Source organism: Ruegeria sp. BF7, assembly GCF_056538605.1.
On record NZ_JBQFTM010000001.1, the window covers coordinates 232,375 to 248,524 of the forward strand.

Sequence of the window (16,150 nt, forward strand, 5' to 3'; positions counted from 1 at the left end):
AAGGGGGCGGTCAGACCGCCCCAAGCCCATCAGCTCTGATCCGCGCGCACACCATCGGCGATCTGCTGCATTTGTGCGGCGGGAAGAAAGCCGCGCAGCATTTCGGTACCCAGCACAAAGGACGGCGTGCCAGAGATGTTCATCCGCTGCGCCAGAGCGCGGGTCTGTGCGATTTCCTCGGTCACCTCGTCGCTGTTCATTGCCGCGATGATCGCGTCACTGTCCAGCCCAAGGCCGTCTGAAATGCGGCGCAAGGTGACCTCGGTCGGTTCTCCGCTGAATTCCAGCAGCGCATCGTGGACCTGTTTATAAGCATCGTCGCCAGCAACTTGTTTCGTGGCGACAGCAAAGCGCGAGGACATGACCGAAGCTTCGCCTAGAATAGGAAGCTCTTTAATTACCAAGCGGATATTGCCGTCTTCTGCCAGCAGGCTGGCTACTTCGGGCACGGCCCGGCGGCAGTAACCGCAGCGATAATCCATGAACTCGACAAGGGTGATGTCGCCGTCCGGATTGCCACCAACCCAGCTGTACCCGTCATTGAACAATTCGTCAGCATTGGCCTGAACCAATTCCTTGTCTGCTGCGGCCTCGGCAACTGCATTGCGCTGCTCGAGGATATCGATCGCCTCAATGATCACTTCGGGATTCTCCAGAAGGTACTCGCGCACCTGTTTGCCGAACTCGGCCTTTTCAGCCTCGCTGAGTGCATTCAGGTCCAGCGCCTGTGCCGGCCCGGTTATCATGGAAAGCCCCAGAAGGGCGGGTGCTGCATGTCTGAGGATCATTTCCGTTTCCTTTTTGCTTTCGTTGCGCGTTCCGAGGCAATCAGCACATCCTGTGCCCGTTGCCAACCCGGTGATCCTTCGGGCAATTGCCTGACGGCGCGTTTTGCATGGATGCCCGCGTCGGCCATCCGGCCCTGCAAGGCATATCGTTCTGCGGTCACGGCCGAGGCCATGCCATTGTTCCCGACCTTCGCATATGCGACCCCGAGATCCTGCATCAGGCGGGCATTTCGATAGTCTCTCTGTCTTGCTTTTTCAAGTACTTGCAGGGCGCTCTTCGTGTTGCCCTGCGCCAACATGGCCCGGCCGTAACCAGCCAGAATCAAGGCGTCGTACGGGGCCATTTCAACCGCCTCGCCATAGGCAGCAACCGCCTCTTGTACCTGCCGGTTTTCCAGCAGAATCTGGCCTTTGAGTTCATAATAGAACGGATCGTTCGGACGAACGGCCAGCGCGGCGTCTATCGCCGCGCGCGCCTTTGCCAGATCGCGGTTTTGGTGATGGGCTGCAGCCTCACGCATCAGGCGGATATCCTCTGCGCTTTCTTCCTTTGCGCGTCGCAGGGTCCAGCCCGGCGACCGCAGGAACGCGGACAATTTGCCTTTGACACGGGCGAACCAGTAATCGGCATTCGGGTCTGGCTGTGCCCTGTCCTCGAATTGTTCCATAAACGCCTCGGCAGCGCGCAGGCGTTCCCGGCTGGTGGGGTGAGACCGCATATAGGGGTCCTGATTGATTGTGCTCAGCAATTCCTGACCAGCGAACTTGCGGTGCAGGGCCACCATGCCGCTGGGCGAGATACCGGCCCATCTGAGATAGCTGGCGGCGCTCTGGTCCGCCGAGGATTCTTCGGCCCGCGTATGCCCCAGAAAGCCGCGCAACGCGGCGCTTTGGGTTCCTGCCGCAATGCCTGCCGCGGCTTCGCCGCCACCAGCGGCGGCGGCTATCAGCGCAAGCGCGGTGCCCAATCCTGCATTTCGCTGAGCCGCGCGCAGGTTTTCTACCCTTCGGGCCAGATGCCCATTCGCGATATGGGCGGCCTCGTGTGCGATGACGGCCTGCAGCATCTCGGGGCTTTCGACAGTCAGAATCAATCCGTAGTTAACGTAGATTGCGCCGTAGTCGATCACGAAGGCGTTAAACGTGCTGTCATTGACCACCAGTATCCGGACCCGGTTGGTGTTCAGCCCGGCGGCCCGCAGAACAGGAAAGGCCAGTTCACGTAGCCCGTGTTCGATATCTGGGTCCCGGATCAGGCTTTGCGCGGTCGATGGCACAGCGCTTGCCATCCATGTCGCTGCAACCAACAACAGGGCCGGGATTGACGCCAGCCTGGATAAGCGTTCAAAAGCCATGGCTGCAACATGGGAGATGGGCATGAGAAACTCAACCCGATCCGGGGTCGATCCCTTCATCGTGATGGATGTGATGGAGGCCGCACGCAAAGCCGAAGAGGCCGGGCGCCACATCATCCATATGGAGGTCGGACAGCCTGGCACCGGTGCACCCAAAGGGGCAACCGCAGCCCTTGCCAAGGCCATGGATCAAGCCCCGCTGGGCTATACTGTTGCATTGGGCCTGCCTGCGCTGCGGCAACGGATCGCACGGTTGTACGGCAAGTGGTACAATGTCGATCTGAATCCCGAACGCGTGGTAATCACGCCTGGGTCGTCGGGTGGGTTCTTGCTGACCTTTACGGCGCTGTTCGACAGCGGGGATCGTGTGGGAATCGGTGCGCCGGGTTATCCGTCTTACCGGCAGATTCTCAAGGCGTTGGGTCTGGTGCCGGTCGATCTGCCGACCGCGCCGGAAAACCGTCTGCAGCCGGTGCCTGCGGATTTCGCCGGGCTCGATCTGCAGGGTCTGATGGTGGCATCGCCCGCCAACCCGACTGGAACGATGTTGGATCATGCGGCGATGGGTGCGCTGATCGAAGCGGCGCAGCGGCAGGGAGCCTCTTTCATCAGCGATGAAATCTACCACGGTCTGGAATATGAGGCTAAAGCCGTCACGGCGCTGGAGTTGGCGGATGATTGCTATGTGATCAACTCATTCTCCAAGTATTTTTCGATGACCGGCTGGCGCGTGGGTTGGATGGTCGTGCCCGAGGATCAGGTGCGTGTTGTCGAGCGCATCGCCCAGAACATGTTCATCTGTGCTCCGCACGCCAGTCAGTTGGCCGCACTGGCCGCGATGGATTGCGAAAGTGAGTTGAAGGCTAATCTGGATGTCTACCGCCGCAATCGCGCGCTGATGCTGGACGGGTTGCCCAAGGCCGGTTTCACGAACATCGCACCGCCGGATGGGGCCTTCTATGTCTACGCGGATGTTTCCGAGCTGACCGATGATAGCCGCGCCTTTGCAGCCGAGATTCTGGACAAGGCCGGGGTTGCCGTTACGCCGGGTCTGGATTTCGACCCGGCGCGCGGGCACCACACGTTGCGGTTTTCCTATGCGCGGTCGTCGGAAGATATCGAGGAAGGCCTGCTGAGGTTGCGTCGTTTCATGGCCGAACGTGGTGCGATCACCGAGCAGGCCTAGGGCGTTCACAAAACCGCACGGGTCAGGTAGGCTGGCGGTCAAACGATCTCGGGATAACTTGAGGCTATGAGCAGGATTTTCTACGCCATCACGCTGATCTGGGCGCTGATCAGTACTGCGTATGCGCAGGACTTCAATGCACTTGCGCGCGTCGTGCCGGATCAAAGCCGCATCACTGATGACGGCCGCGCGGGCGTTCGGGTTGAGCTTGGGCTCAGCCAGGGGGTGCCGTACCGGGTCTTCACCTTGCGCGATCCTTACCGCATGGTGCTGGATTTTCAGGAGGTCGACTGGACCGGGCTGGACGCCGAAACCTTCTTGCGGACCGACCGGATCAGCGGCGTGCGGTTCGGGGCCTATGTTCCGGGCTGGTCGCGCATGGTGTTGGAGCTTGGTGCGCCGTTGGCCGTCGATACCTCAGATCTGAGGGTGGATGAGGTCACGGGGAGGGCGCATTTGTCGTTGAACCTGCGCGGCACCGATTTCGACAGTTTCGCCGCCGGTGCCGGTGCGCCGCGTCAACCGGGCTGGGACCTGCCGGAACCTGCGGTGACACCGGCGAGACCCGGTCGCGACGGTACGGGCCCCTTACTGGTAATGCTGGACCCCGGTCATGGCGGGATTGATCCGGGGGCTGAAGCCGGGGGCACCAATGAGAAAACCCTGATGCTGACTTTCGCGCGCGAACTGCGAGAAACGCTATTGCGGGCAGGGAGTTATCAGGTGGTATTGACCCGAGTTGATGACCATTTTGTCAGTCTGGAACGCCGCATCTCACTGGCGCATCGGGCGCAAGCAGATGTGTTCATTTCTCTGCACGCAGATATCCTTTTGGAAGGGCGCGCGCATGGGGCCGCGGTGTACACATTGTCCGAGGAAGCCTCGGACGTGGCGAGCCAAAAACTGGCCGAGCGCCATGACCGGAGCGATCTGATCTCGGGTGTTGATTTGAACGGTGCGGACGATCAGGTGACGGACATCCTGCTTGACATCGCACGGCAGGAAACAAAACCGCGTACGGACGCCTTGGCGCTGTCGCTGGCAGATGGAATGGCGCAGCAGGGCGGGCCCATGAACAGCCGCCCGATCCGCTCGGCGTCATTTTCGGTTCTCAAGGCCGCAGATATTCCGTCTGTTCTGATCGAGCTTGGATTTCTGTCCAGCCCCAGAGACTTGAAAAACATCCAAAATCCCGAATGGCGCAAAGGTATGGCACTTGGTATCCTGAACGGGTTGGAGCGATGGCGGCAGGATGATCTGGTCAAACGGTCCCTGATTGGCCAGTGACCCTGCGGCACAAACCGGCTAATATTGGCCATCGTGTTTTGACCCTGCGCCGGGGCATCCCTATATAGGCGGCAGCGCGAGTAAAAGGCAGCAACGTGATCCGTTTCATTCTTTCCGTTTTCGGGGCGATCTTCAGCCTCGTCACCTTGGGTATCTTCATGGCCGCATTGGTAATCGGCGCGGTGTTCTGGATGTATGGCCGTGACCTGCCCAGCCATGAATCGCTGGCGCAGTACAAGCCGCCGACGATCAGCCGGATTTACTCTGGTGAAGGACAGCTGATCGACGAGTTTGCGCAGGAACGCCGTCTGTTCACGCCGTCCGAGGAAATACCCGATCTGGTGAAACAGGCATTCATCTCGGCCGAGGACAAGAACTTCTATAGCCATCAGGGCTATGACCCGCGGGGTATCATCGCCGCAGGGGTCGAGGCCGTTAAGTCCAAGGGGGAAAACGTTCGCGGTGCGTCCACGATTACCCAGCAGGTGATGAAGAACTTCCTGCTGTCCGGTGACCGCCGCGCCGAGCGCAAGATCAAAGAGATTATCCTCGCCACGCGGCTTGAGGATACGCTGGACAAGGAACAGATCCTCGAACTCTATATGAACGAGATTTTTCTGGGCCAGAACTCTTATGGCGTGACCGCCGCTGCCCAGACCTATTTCAACAAAACGCTGCAGGAATTGGCCCCGCATGAGGCCGCGACCCTGGCCGCGATGCCCAAGGCACCTTCGGACTACCATCCGGTGCGGCAAAAAGAACGCCTGCTGAATCGCCGCAACTATGTTTTACGGGAAATGCGGCAGAACGGCTTTATCGATCAGGCGACCTATGACGCCGAGGTTGAGATGCCGCTGCGTTCGGTCCAGAACGGCGACTTCGAAAGCTTCCGCACCGCGCTGCCGCCGCGCGACTATTTCACTGACGAAATCCGCCGCCAACTGAGCGAGGATTTCGGTGAGGGTGAGTTCTTTACCGGCGGCTTCACCGTCCGCGCCTCGGTCGATGAGGAAATGCAGGTCGAGGCCGCCAAGGCCCTGCGCACCGCCCTACAGAAATACGACCGGTCGCGCGGCAAGTGGCGCGGCACGGGTGAAGTGATCCCCGAGGCGAAATTGGCCGACGAAGCCCAATGGCGCGACGCGCTGGCAATCATGGAAATCCCCCGCGACGTGGTGTTGCCGGCGCAATGGTACCCGGCAGTGGTTCTGAACGTGGCCGAACAGTCGCTGACCGTGGGCATTGAAAACGGCCCGGCGGATGGTGTCATTCCGCGGTCCGACATCAAATGGATGCAGGGCGACTTTTCTGCCAACTTCAAACGCGGCGACGTCATTCTGGTAATGGCCGGGGAAGAGGGGCAGTGGTCCGCTCGTCAGGTGCCCGAAGTGCAGGGCGGCTTTGTCGCGATGGACGTGAACTCGGGCCGTGTTCTGGCGATGCAGGGTGGATTTTCCTATCAGGATTCGGTGTTCAACCGCGCCACGCAGGCACAGCGACAGCCAGGGTCGAGCTTTAAGCCTTTCGTCTACGCCGCCGCGCTGGACAGCGGCTATAGCCCTGCGACCATCGTTGTGGACGCCCCGATCGAGGTGAATACACCGCAGGGCTTGTGGCGCCCCAAGAACTCGTCGAACAAATTCTACGGTCCGACGCCGTTGCGCACGGGGATCGAGCAATCGCGGAACCTGATGACCATTCGTCTGGCGCAAGAGGTCACGATGCCGGTTGTGGCGGGGTACGCTGAACGGTTCGGTGTTTACGACCGCATGGGTGCTTTCCTTGCCAACTCGCTGGGATCCGAAGAAACCACGCTGTACAAAATGGTTGCCGCCTATGCGATGTTCGCAAATGGTGGGGAACGGGTCGAACCCACTCTGGTTGACCGTATTCAGGACCGGTTCGGCAAGACGATCTACCGTCACGACGACCGCCAGTGTCTGGACTGCAACTCGGCTTGGCTGGAACCGGATGAATCCCCGACCATCGAGACCAACCGCTCTCAGGTCATGGACGCGATTACTGCTTATCAGCTGACCTCGATGATGAAGGGCGTGGTGGATCGCGGTACGGCATCCCGTGTCGTCAATCTGCCGGTGCCGACCGCAGGTAAGACCGGAACGACCAACGAATCCAAGGATGCTTGGTTCATCGGGTTTACCTCGAACATCGTGGCGGGCTGCTATATCGGTTATGACCGTCCACGCCCGATGGGTCAGGGGGCCTACGGTGGCACCATGTGCGGTCCGGTGTTCCAGAGCTTTATGGAAAAAGCGGTTGAGAAATACGGGGGCGGCCCGTTTGAAGTGCCTGAGGGTGGCCATTTCATCAAGATCGACCGCTTCAGCGGCGCACGCCTACCTGCGGATGCGACCGGCGACTATGTCGTGGCCGAATACTTCCGCGATGGCGTCGATGGCTTTATCGACCGAGTGTATGACGGTGGTTTCGCCATGGGATCAGACCTGCCGCTGTTCGAGGAAGCCAGTTCGGGCCGTCAGGTCACCACGTCGACCGGTAACACCGTCACGGTTGGGCCCAATGCAAGCCAGGGCGATCTTTCAACCGGCGGCCTTTACTGACAACAGAAATGTTTAGGGTCACCGCTGTCTTGTGGTGTCCTGAACCTCTTGCTATCACGCAGGCCTGATTGAGCTAGTTGGAACAAGACCATGCGCGCCGAAACCCAGAATACCGTGGCGGAAATCGAAAAGTCACTGGAGCTGCTGGCGCAGCGTATGGACTATGAAACCGCGCCTCATCGCCTTGAGGAATTCAATGCGCGTGTCGAGGATCCCAACCTGTGGGACAATCCCGAGAACGCACAAAAACTGATGCGCGAGCGTCAGATGCTGGTGGATGCGATTGAGACCTATGAGTCGATCAAGACCGATCTGAGCGACAATATTGAACTGATCGAACTGGGTGAGATGGAAGAGGATCAAGAGGTTGTCGACGACGCTGAAAACGCCATCAAAGGCCTGAAGGCCAAAGCTGCCAAGAAAGAGCTTGAGGCGCTGCTGGATGGCGAGGCAGATGGCAATGACACCTTCCTTGAAATCAACTCGGGCGCAGGCGGTACCGAAAGCTGCGACTGGGCCTCAATGCTGGCGCGGATGTATGTGCGTTGGGCCGAGAAAAAGGGCTATACGGTCGAGCTGCAATCTGAGACCGCAGGCGAAGAGGCGGGGATCAAATCCGCGGCCTACAAGATTTCCGGCCATAACGCCTATGGTTGGTTGAAGTCCGAAAGCGGTGTGCACCGGCTGGTGCGTATCTCGCCCTATGACTCGGCGGCTAAGCGGCACACCTCGTTCAGTTCGGTCTGGGTCTATCCTGTGGTCGACGACAATATCGAAATCGAGGTCAACCCGTCCGATATTCGCATCGATACCTATCGTTCGTCCGGTGCGGGCGGTCAACACGTGAATACCACGGATTCGGCGGTACGGATCACCCACATCCCGACCGGGATTGTCGTTACCTCGTCCGAAAAATCGCAGCACCAGAACCGGGATATCGCGATGAAAGCGCTGAAATCGCGTTTGTATCAGCAAGAGTTGGACCGTCGCAACGCCGACATAAATGCGGCGCATGAAGCCAAGGGCGATGCGGGCTGGGGAAATCAGATCCGGTCTTACGTTTTACAGCCCTATCAGATGGTCAAGGACTTGCGCACCAACCATGAAACCTCGGACACCAAAGGGGTACTGGACGGTGATCTGGATGGGTTTATGGCGGCAACGCTGGCGTTGAACGTGGCAGGCAAAAGCCGGTCCGAGGCGCGGGGAGAAGGCTAACTGCAGACCTGCGGGATACAAGGGATGAGCATGATCAAAAGCCACTGGCAATTGATCGTGATTGTCACGTTGGTGTTTGCGCTCTGGCATACTCCGGTCGTGCTTCCGCTGAAGATTCTTGTCGTTTTCCTGCACGAGCTTTCGCACGCAATCGTGGTTGTCGTAACCGGCGGATCGGTGGAAAGCTTCACCATTTCTCCGCGACAGGGTGGGCTTGTGATGGCCCGAGGTGGCAATCGCTTTCTGACCCTGTCGGCGGGCTATCTCGGATCATTGGCACTTGGCATGGGGCTCTTGTTCATTGCGCTGCGCACGCATTGGGACAGGGCCGTGCTGGGCGGTTTCGGCGGGGTCATGCTGTTGGTGACCCTACTTTACGTCCGCGAGCCATTCGCGATGCTGTTCTGCGGTGTTGTTGGTGTTGGGATGTGCGCCATGGGCTGGTATCTGAGTCGTCCTCTATGTGACCTGTTTCTCCGGATCATCGGACTGACCAGCATGATCTATGTTCCCTATGATATTTTTGACGACACGATCCGCCGCTCGGGCATACGTTCGGACGCATATATGTTGGCCGAGGAATTCGGTGGCACCACCATGCTGTGGGGGGGTGTGTGGCTTATCCTCAGCCTCTTGTCGATCGTTCTGTGCATGAAATATTTCCTTGGGCCCGACAGCAACTTGAGATTTGGCCAGTAGCCCTGCCGATCACCAGCCGACTTTGCCAAAAGATGTATTCAAACAGTGGGTTTAAATAGAGAAGTGCCCCGGCTAGGCTGATCCCCGAGGAGGCACGAGCCGGGAATGGATCTGAGCCAAACGACTACAATCGACTTGTTGAACGCGATCGCCGCAGGGCGGTTGTCAGCAGTAGAAGTGATGCAGCGGACTTTGGCGCGGATCGACGCGGTCAACGGGTCGGCAAATGCCATTGTGGCCTTGCGCGATCCAGATGATTTGCTGGCCGAGGCACGTGTATTGGATACCGGGCCAAACCGGGGGCCGCTGCATGGGTTGCCGATTGCGGTCAAGGATCTGGTCAATGTTGCGGGGATCGTGTCCTCTCAGGGTTCGCCCGTTTTTAAGGATCATGTGCCGCAGAACGATGACCTGATTGCCGCTCGGATGCGGGCGGCGGGGGCGATCCTGATTGGCAAGACCAATGTGCCGGAGTTCGGGCTGGGGTCTCATACCTTCAACCCGGTCTATGGGGCAACGCGCAACCCCTATAACTCGGCGCGGACCTGTGGTGGGTCGTCAGGCGGAGCGGCTGTTGCGCTGGCGACCGGGATGGTCGCCTTGGCGGACGGGTCAGATATGATGGGCAGTCTGCGTAATCCGGCCGCATGGAACAATGTCTACGGGTTTCGGCCAAGCTGGGGGCGGGTGCCGTCCGAACCTGTGGGCGACGGGTATCTGCATCAACTGTCCACGCTTGGCCCCATGGCGCGCAGCCCCGAGGATTTGGGCCTGTTGCTAGATGTGATCTCGGGGCCAGATTCGCGGCAGCCTAATGGGAACAAAAGCCAAACAGTGTCGCCGGTTCAGGCTGCCGATATGCACGGACTGCGGATCGGTTGGCTGGATGATTGGAGTGGGGTCTTTCCTTTTCAGGACGGCATTCGCGAGTTATGCCGGGACGCGCTGGATGTGTTTGCGCAACTTGGGGCCGAGGTTGTTCCGATTGCTGCGCCTTTTGCGGCCGACCGGATTTGGGACAGTTGGATCACGTTGCGCGCGTGGAGCGTGGCCGCCAGCCTTGCAGAGTTGTCGGAACAACGAGCGGCGTTGAAAGACACCGCGCTGTGGGAACTGGACCGGGGGCTGGCCCTGACTGCGATGCAGGTGCACGAGGCCAGCGTCACACGATCAGAGTGGTTCCGAATTGCTGTGGAACTGTTTCAAAACTACGACGCGCTGGTCCTGCCGTCAGCGCAGGTCTGGCCGTTCGAGATTGAAACGCCTTACCCGACGGATATCGCCGGGACAGAGATGGATACCTATCATCGATGGATGGAGGTCATGGTACCGGTCAGTCTGATCGGCTTGCCATGCCTGTCAGTGCCCGTTGGCTTCGGGGCCGAGGCGCTGCCGATGGGGATGCAGGTCTTTGGCCCGCATGGATCGGACCCACATATCCTGTCAATCGGTGCGGCCTATCACGCCGCAACCGGGTGGCCGCAAAAACGACCGGCCTGATTTCAGGGCCGGCAAGGGAGGAGAGACATAATGGACAAACCCTTCGGCGTTCCGGACATGGGGCCGGTGGACATGGGAATGCTGCGCGAAGCGTTGCACAGGGCTTGGGTCGATTTCCGGCGCGCGCCGGTTTTTGGCTTGTTGTTCGCCGCTTTCTACGTGCTGGCGGGATGGGCGATCGCCTGGGTTACGGTGCAGACAGGTACCTCGTACTGGCTGGTGCTTGCGGCGATCGGGTTTCCCCTGCTGGGACCATTCGCTGCGGTCGGGCTGTATGAAGTGTCGCATCGGCTGGAGCAGGGGGAGACTTTGGATTTCAGCGCCATTTTCGGCGTTGTCATACAGCAGGGGCGGCGTCAATTGCCCTCGATCTGCGCGATCATCGTGGTGATGTTTCTGTTCTGGTTCTTTCTGGGCCATATGATCTTTGCCCTGTTCATGGGACTGTCGACGATGACCAATGTCTCGACTTCATTGGAAGTGTACTTCACCGCCAACGGGCTGACGATGCTGGCTGTGGGAACCGCCGTGGGCGCGGTGTTTGCGACGATCCTGTATATGATCACGGTGCTTTCGATCCCGATGCTGTTGGACCGGGAACTGGATTTCGTGACCGCCATGATCGCCAGCTTCGCCTATGTGCGGGACCATCTGGGTGTGATGCTGGTCTGGGCTGCGTTCATCGCGATCCTGACGTTTGTGGCGATGATACCGTGGTTTTTGGGGCTGTTGATCGTGTTGCCGCTGTTGGGTCACGCAAGCTGGCACCTGTATCGGTTAATCACTCAGTCGTCCGATCAGGGTGCGGGATGAATTATCCGACGACCTGCTGAACAGGCCTTTCCGAGCGGCGTGCGGTGCGCGCCGCCGCCAGTATCGCCGAGGGGTTTTCACCCAGATGGCGCAGAAGAATCCGTCGGGTCGTTGTGGCGCTGGCAGTGGTTTTCGACAGGCAGATCGCTACGCCGCGCCACCGGTTTGAGTTTCCGTCCGACCCGCGCGTCACCAGATAAATCCGGCTATTCTGCGACGCTCGGCTGGACATCAGGATATAGATCTGCCGCCCGGCGCAGGCGGCGATCCCCTGAACCTCGCGGTCGTTCGGGGCGGCTCCGGGCATTCCGGGACGTGGCTCGTATCCTCGCACAAGCGTACATTGCGGCAGTCGGCGCGCGTGAAACAGCCTGTGCCGCGAAGGCTGGGTTTCGTCCAACTCGGTTTCGGTGGCATAATAAAACCCGGCCGGGAACAGGCTTTCGGTCAGCGTCGTCGGGCCAGAGCCCAGGAAATCGGTCAAGGCCGAGGCTGCCGGGTGCTTGGGCGCGTGGTCAATCTCGTCCAGTGGCCGCAGCAGAATACGGGCGTCGACTTCGAAAAAACGGCAGATACGGTCCAGCACGTCGGGGCGGGGAAAGCTTTCGCCACCCAAGTATCTGTTGAATTGCGTGCGGTTAATCCCGAGTTGTCGGCAAAGTTCGGATACCGACGTGTACTGTTGTGCAAGAAGCCTGAGGTTCGCACCGAACATACGGCGCAGCTCGTCCGGGTTACGGATGGAATTGGTCATAGGCGTCCCAGGTTCTCGCGACTTGTTTCGATATACGCAACGTGTTCGACCGGCAGGGCGACACTACGTAGAAATCGTACAGATGACACGAACGGGCGCATCCCAACGCCTCGTCTTATCCAGAGGCTAACGTTCAATGCTATAAACGCAATAGGCTTTATTTTATTTTGCGTGATCTTTTTGGCTTTATTGCACCTGGCACGTTCACGGTGGCCAAATTCGATGGACGAACCGAATTCCCCACCCTTGCCGGACGCGCCGACAGGGTGGGGGCAATACTCACTCGCCGCGCAGTAGGGCTGCGACGCCGGTGCGGGCAACTTCGACCAGGCCCAACGGGCGCATCAGATCGGCAAATGCGTCTATTTTGTCCGGTGCACCGGTGATTTCAAAGATAAAGGAGTTCAGCGTGCTATCGACCACGTTGGCGCGGAAGATATCGGCCAGTCGCAGTGCCTCGACCCGTTTGTCGCCGGCGCCGACAACTTTGATGATCGCCAGCTCACGCTCGACCGAGTCTCCTTCAACGGTCAGGTCATGCACGTCGTGGACTGTCACGATACGGCCCAACTGGGCCTTGATCTGTTCGATCACCTGCGGTGTGCCGGTGGTGACGATGGTGATACGGCTGAGGTGACCGGTGTGGTCCACTTCGGCCACGGTCAGGCTTTCAATGTTATAGCCACGGCCCGAGAACAGGCCGATCACACGGGCCAGAACACCGGGTTCGTTTTCGACCAGAACCGCAATCGTATGGCGTTCCTGAACATCCGAGAAGGTGGGCCGTAGATTATAGGCCGAGTGGCGGGTGGAGCCTTTTTTGATATGTAGGGCAGACATTTATGTCCCTTTCATCATCCATGTGGTGTCTGGCGCGCGGGACGCCCGACAAAATTCGTCGAATTTTAAACCAGCACCGAGCCTTTGGAATCGATCACGCCCTGCGTCTCGGCCTCGCCCAGCAGCATCTCGTTATGCGCTTTGCCCGACGGGATCATGGGAAAGCAGTTCTCGTGCTTTTCAACCAGACAGTCAAAGATCACCGGGCCGTCATAGTTGAGCATCTCCATGATCGCGTCATCCAGATCGGCGGGATCGGAACACAGGATGCCTTTGGCGCCAAACGCATCGGCGAGTTTGACGAAATCGGGCAGGGCTTCGGACCACGATTGCGAGTACCGCTCGCCATGCAACAGCTCCTGCCACTGGCGGACCATACCAAGACGTTCGTTGTTCAGGATGAACTGTTTCACCGGCAGGCGGTACTGAACCGCGGTGCCCATTTCCTGCATGTTCATCAGCCACGAGGCTTCACCGGCCACATTGATCACCAGCGCGTCCGGATGCGCCATCTGCACGCCAACAGAGGCAGGGAAGCCATAGCCCATCGTGCCCAGGCCGCCCGACGTCATCCAGCGGTTGGGATCTTCAAACCCGAGGTATTGCGCCGCCCACATCTGGTGCTGGCCAACTTCGGTGGTGATGTAACGGTCGTGGTTTTTGGTCAGCTCTTCAAGTCGTTGCAGCGCGTATTGCGGCTTGATGGTCTTTTCGCTGTTGGTGTAGGCGAGGCAGTTGACCTTGCGCCAGTCGCTGATCTGTGCCTGCCATTGCTTGACGGCGGCCGCGTCGGTCTTGCGACCGCGTGCCTTCCAGACCTTGAGGACATCCTCGAGCACATGGCCTACATCGCCGACAATCGGTATATCAACACGGATGACCTTGTTGATCGATGACGGGTCGATGTCGATATGCGCCTTCTTCGAATTCGGCGAGAACGCGTCGATCCGACCAGTGATACGGTCATCGAACCGCGCGCCGATATTGATCATCAGGTCGCAGTCATGCATCGCGAGATTGGCTTCGTACAACCCGTGCATCCCCAGCATGCCCAGCCAGTTCTCACCCGATGCCGGATAGGCACCCAGACCCATCAGGGTCGAGGTGATCGGGAATCCGGTTGCGTCCACCAGTTCGCGCAGCAACTGGCTGGCCGCCGGACCCGAGTTGATGACGCCGCCGCCGGTGTAGAAGACGGGCTTCTTTGCTGTCTCCATAGCTGCGACCAGTTCGGTGATCTCTTCCAGATCGCCTTTCAAAACCGGCTGATAGTGCGAGGTCGAGGGTTTGGGGGGCGAATACTCGCCCGAGGCAAACTGCACGTCCTTGGGAACGTCGATCAGCACCGGACCGGGGCGGCCCGAGGTGGCAACGTGGAACGCCTCGTGAATGGTATCGGCCAGCGAATCCGTGTCCTTCACCAGCCAGTTATGCTTGGTGCAGGGGCGGGTGATGCCAACGGTGTCGGCTTCCTGAAAGGCGTCAGAGCCGATCATGAAGGTCGGGACCTGTCCGGTCAGAACGACGATTGGGATCGAATCCAGCAATGCATCCGTCAGACCCGTCACCGCATTGGTCGCGCCGGGACCGGATGTCACAAGGGCTACGCCGGGTTTGCCTGTCGACCGCGCATAACCTTCAGCGGCGTGGATCGCGCCCTGTTCATGCCGCACCAGGATGTGACGGATGTCGTTCTGCAGAAATATCTCATCATAGATCGGTAGCACGGCGCCGCCGGGGTATCCGAATACCGTGTCCACGCCCTGATCCTTGAGGGCCTGAACCACCATCTTTGCGCCGGTCATCTCACGTGTCATCTGCTTTGCTCCGTTCGCGACATGTGTCTTGCGTTTTGCATAAAAAAAGCCCCCGAGATTTTTCGGAGGCGCATGGGTTCGATTATGGTTTACCGTTACCGGCCCATGCGCGTTGTTCCTACGATTACGACTAGCGCTTTCATCGCCAGAGGCTCCTTTTTTGCGTGCTGGGACATTATGAGCGGTGCGACGGGGCGTCAACAGGCAATTGCACCAATTTTGTAACCTGATGGGTGGATTTTGCGACATTTTATTGCGCAGATTGACGCAGGTTGGGAATATCCGCCAATTAAGGTCTGTGGGAAGGGAGAGAATCCGAATTCACACTTGTCAGATTACGCCAGTGCAATGTCTTAAACTGACATGAGGCCCTCCTGTCCCTGATGCACGCTATTCCCAAAGAGTGCGTTCAGGGAGGTGGTTCATGTTGGCGGATTTGGTGGATCTTGGTCGATATCCCATCGATTGCCCGGGCTCGCGCGCCTATGATCAGTTGATTTCGGATCTGCGACGGGAATTGGATGAGGACGGGTGCGCGGTTTTGCCAGGGTTTGCCCATGAGGCGGGGCTTGAAGCGCTGGTCAAAGAAGCAGTCGCTGTCGCGCCCCGGGCGCACCGGTCTTTCAACAGGACAAACGCCTATTTTACCAAGGATGATCCGAGCTTTGGGATCGGCCACCCGATACGCCGTTTCTTCGACCGCTCGAACGCGTTTGTTCCGGCAGATAACTTTCCCCAAACCGGCCCATTGCGTCGCATATATGAGTTCGAGGGATTCATGCCGTTTATACGTGACGCTCTGAATGAAACTGATGACCGGTTCTTTCGCTACGACGATCCACTGGCCGATGTGATCATCAACGTGGTGGAAGAGGGGCAGGGGTTCCCGTGGCATTTCGACACCAACAACTACACTGTCACTTTGGCCATTCAGAACGGTGAGGCCGGGGGAGCATTTGAATATGTCCCAAACCTGAGAACTGCTGCGGATGAGAATTTCAGAGAAGTGGCGTCCATTCTGGACGGGGATATGTCGAGAGTGCGTGAACTGAAACTGCAGCCGGGTGATCTGCAGATATTCAAGGGGCGATATGCGTTGCACCGGGTGGCTCCGGTAGAGGGCGCGCGCAACCGTTATGTCGGGATATTCTCGTTTGTCGAGGCCGAGGGGATGTGCGGCAGCGTCGAACGCACGCAGCAACTCTATGGGCGGGTTTTGCCGCGTCATCATGAACGAGAGGGGCTGAGAAAGGATCAGTTGCTGGACTAAGATGTGCTAGACTATGGCTGAGTCATTCTGCGGCCGGAGGT

At 58.9% G+C, this 16,150-nt stretch carries 13 protein-coding genes; 8 read left to right on the forward strand and 5 right to left on the reverse strand.

Annotation, left to right across the window (positions count from 1 at the left end; translation table 11 throughout):
* Positions 1-29: 29 nt before the first annotated feature.
* Positions 30-788 carry a DsbA family protein gene (locus ACR0IK_RS01140; protein WP_480593510.1) on the reverse strand — a complete coding sequence of 253 codons (759 nt, stop codon included), beginning with the start codon at positions 786-788 and terminating at the stop codon, positions 30-32.
* Complete coding sequence (locus ACR0IK_RS01145) at positions 785-2,167, reverse strand: M48 family metalloprotease (protein WP_480640178.1); 1,383 nt, start codon at positions 2,165-2,167, stop codon at positions 785-787. The genes ACR0IK_RS01140 and ACR0IK_RS01145 overlap by 4 nt, the downstream gene beginning before the upstream one ends.
* On the opposite strand from ACR0IK_RS01145, the gene ACR0IK_RS01150 reads away from it, so the two are divergent.
* From ACR0IK_RS01150 to ACR0IK_RS01180, 7 genes are all read left to right on the forward strand, one after another.
* Complete coding sequence (locus tag ACR0IK_RS01150; RefSeq protein ID WP_480640179.1) at positions 2,166-3,329, forward strand: pyridoxal phosphate-dependent aminotransferase; 1,164 nt, start codon at positions 2,166-2,168, stop codon at positions 3,327-3,329. The two genes, ACR0IK_RS01145 and ACR0IK_RS01150, sit on opposite strands and share 2 nt — an antisense overlap.
* A 66-nt stretch (positions 3,330-3,395) precedes the next feature.
* Positions 3,396-4,616, forward strand: a complete 1,221-nt coding sequence (locus ACR0IK_RS01155; RefSeq protein ID WP_480640180.1) for an N-acetylmuramoyl-L-alanine amidase — start codon at positions 3,396-3,398, stop codon at positions 4,614-4,616.
* Positions 4,617-4,711: 95 nt separating this feature from the next.
* Complete coding sequence (locus ACR0IK_RS01160) at positions 4,712-7,198, forward strand: penicillin-binding protein 1A (RefSeq protein ID WP_480640181.1); 2,487 nt, start codon at positions 4,712-4,714, stop codon at positions 7,196-7,198.
* 90 nt (positions 7,199-7,288) lie between these two features.
* Complete coding sequence (gene prfB / locus ACR0IK_RS01165) at positions 7,289-8,416, forward strand: peptide chain release factor 2 (RefSeq protein WP_480593520.1); 1,128 nt, start codon at positions 7,289-7,291, stop codon at positions 8,414-8,416.
* A gap of 24 nt (positions 8,417-8,440) precedes the next feature.
* Positions 8,441-9,115 carry a M50 family metallopeptidase gene (locus ACR0IK_RS01170; RefSeq protein ID WP_480640182.1) on the forward strand — a complete coding sequence of 225 codons (675 nt, stop codon included), beginning with the start codon at positions 8,441-8,443 and terminating at the stop codon, positions 9,113-9,115.
* Between the two features lie 105 nt (positions 9,116-9,220).
* The gene (locus ACR0IK_RS01175; RefSeq protein ID WP_480640183.1) at positions 9,221-10,615 is read left to right on the forward strand and encodes an amidase; all 1,395 of its coding nucleotides are present in this window, start codon (positions 9,221-9,223) and stop codon (positions 10,613-10,615) included.
* 30 nt (positions 10,616-10,645) lie between these two features.
* Complete coding sequence (locus tag ACR0IK_RS01180; RefSeq protein WP_480640184.1) at positions 10,646-11,428, forward strand: DUF2189 domain-containing protein; 783 nt, start codon at positions 10,646-10,648, stop codon at positions 11,426-11,428.
* 1 nt (position 11,429) lies between these two features.
* Here ACR0IK_RS01180 and ACR0IK_RS01185 read toward each other — a convergent pair whose 3' ends face one another.
* The 3 genes from ACR0IK_RS01185 to ACR0IK_RS01195 form a co-directional block, all read right to left on the reverse strand.
* Positions 11,430-12,182, reverse strand: a complete 753-nt coding sequence (locus ACR0IK_RS01185) for a helix-turn-helix domain-containing protein (protein WP_480593529.1) — start codon at positions 12,180-12,182, stop codon at positions 11,430-11,432.
* A gap of 279 nt (positions 12,183-12,461) precedes the next feature.
* Positions 12,462-13,022 (reverse strand): acetolactate synthase small subunit, encoded by a 561-nt coding sequence (ilvN, locus tag ACR0IK_RS01190; protein WP_480593532.1) that lies wholly within the window; start codon positions 13,020-13,022, stop codon positions 12,462-12,464.
* 65 nt (positions 13,023-13,087) lie between these two features.
* Positions 13,088-14,839, reverse strand: a complete 1,752-nt coding sequence (locus tag ACR0IK_RS01195) for an acetolactate synthase 3 large subunit (RefSeq protein WP_480640185.1) — start codon at positions 14,837-14,839, stop codon at positions 13,088-13,090.
* Between the two features lie 424 nt (positions 14,840-15,263).
* On the opposite strand from ACR0IK_RS01195, the gene ACR0IK_RS01200 reads away from it, so the two are divergent.
* Entirely contained in the window at positions 15,264-16,109 is an 846-nt protein-coding gene (locus ACR0IK_RS01200; RefSeq protein WP_480640186.1) for a HalD/BesD family halogenase, read from the forward strand.
* Positions 16,110-16,150 lie beyond the last annotated feature (41 nt).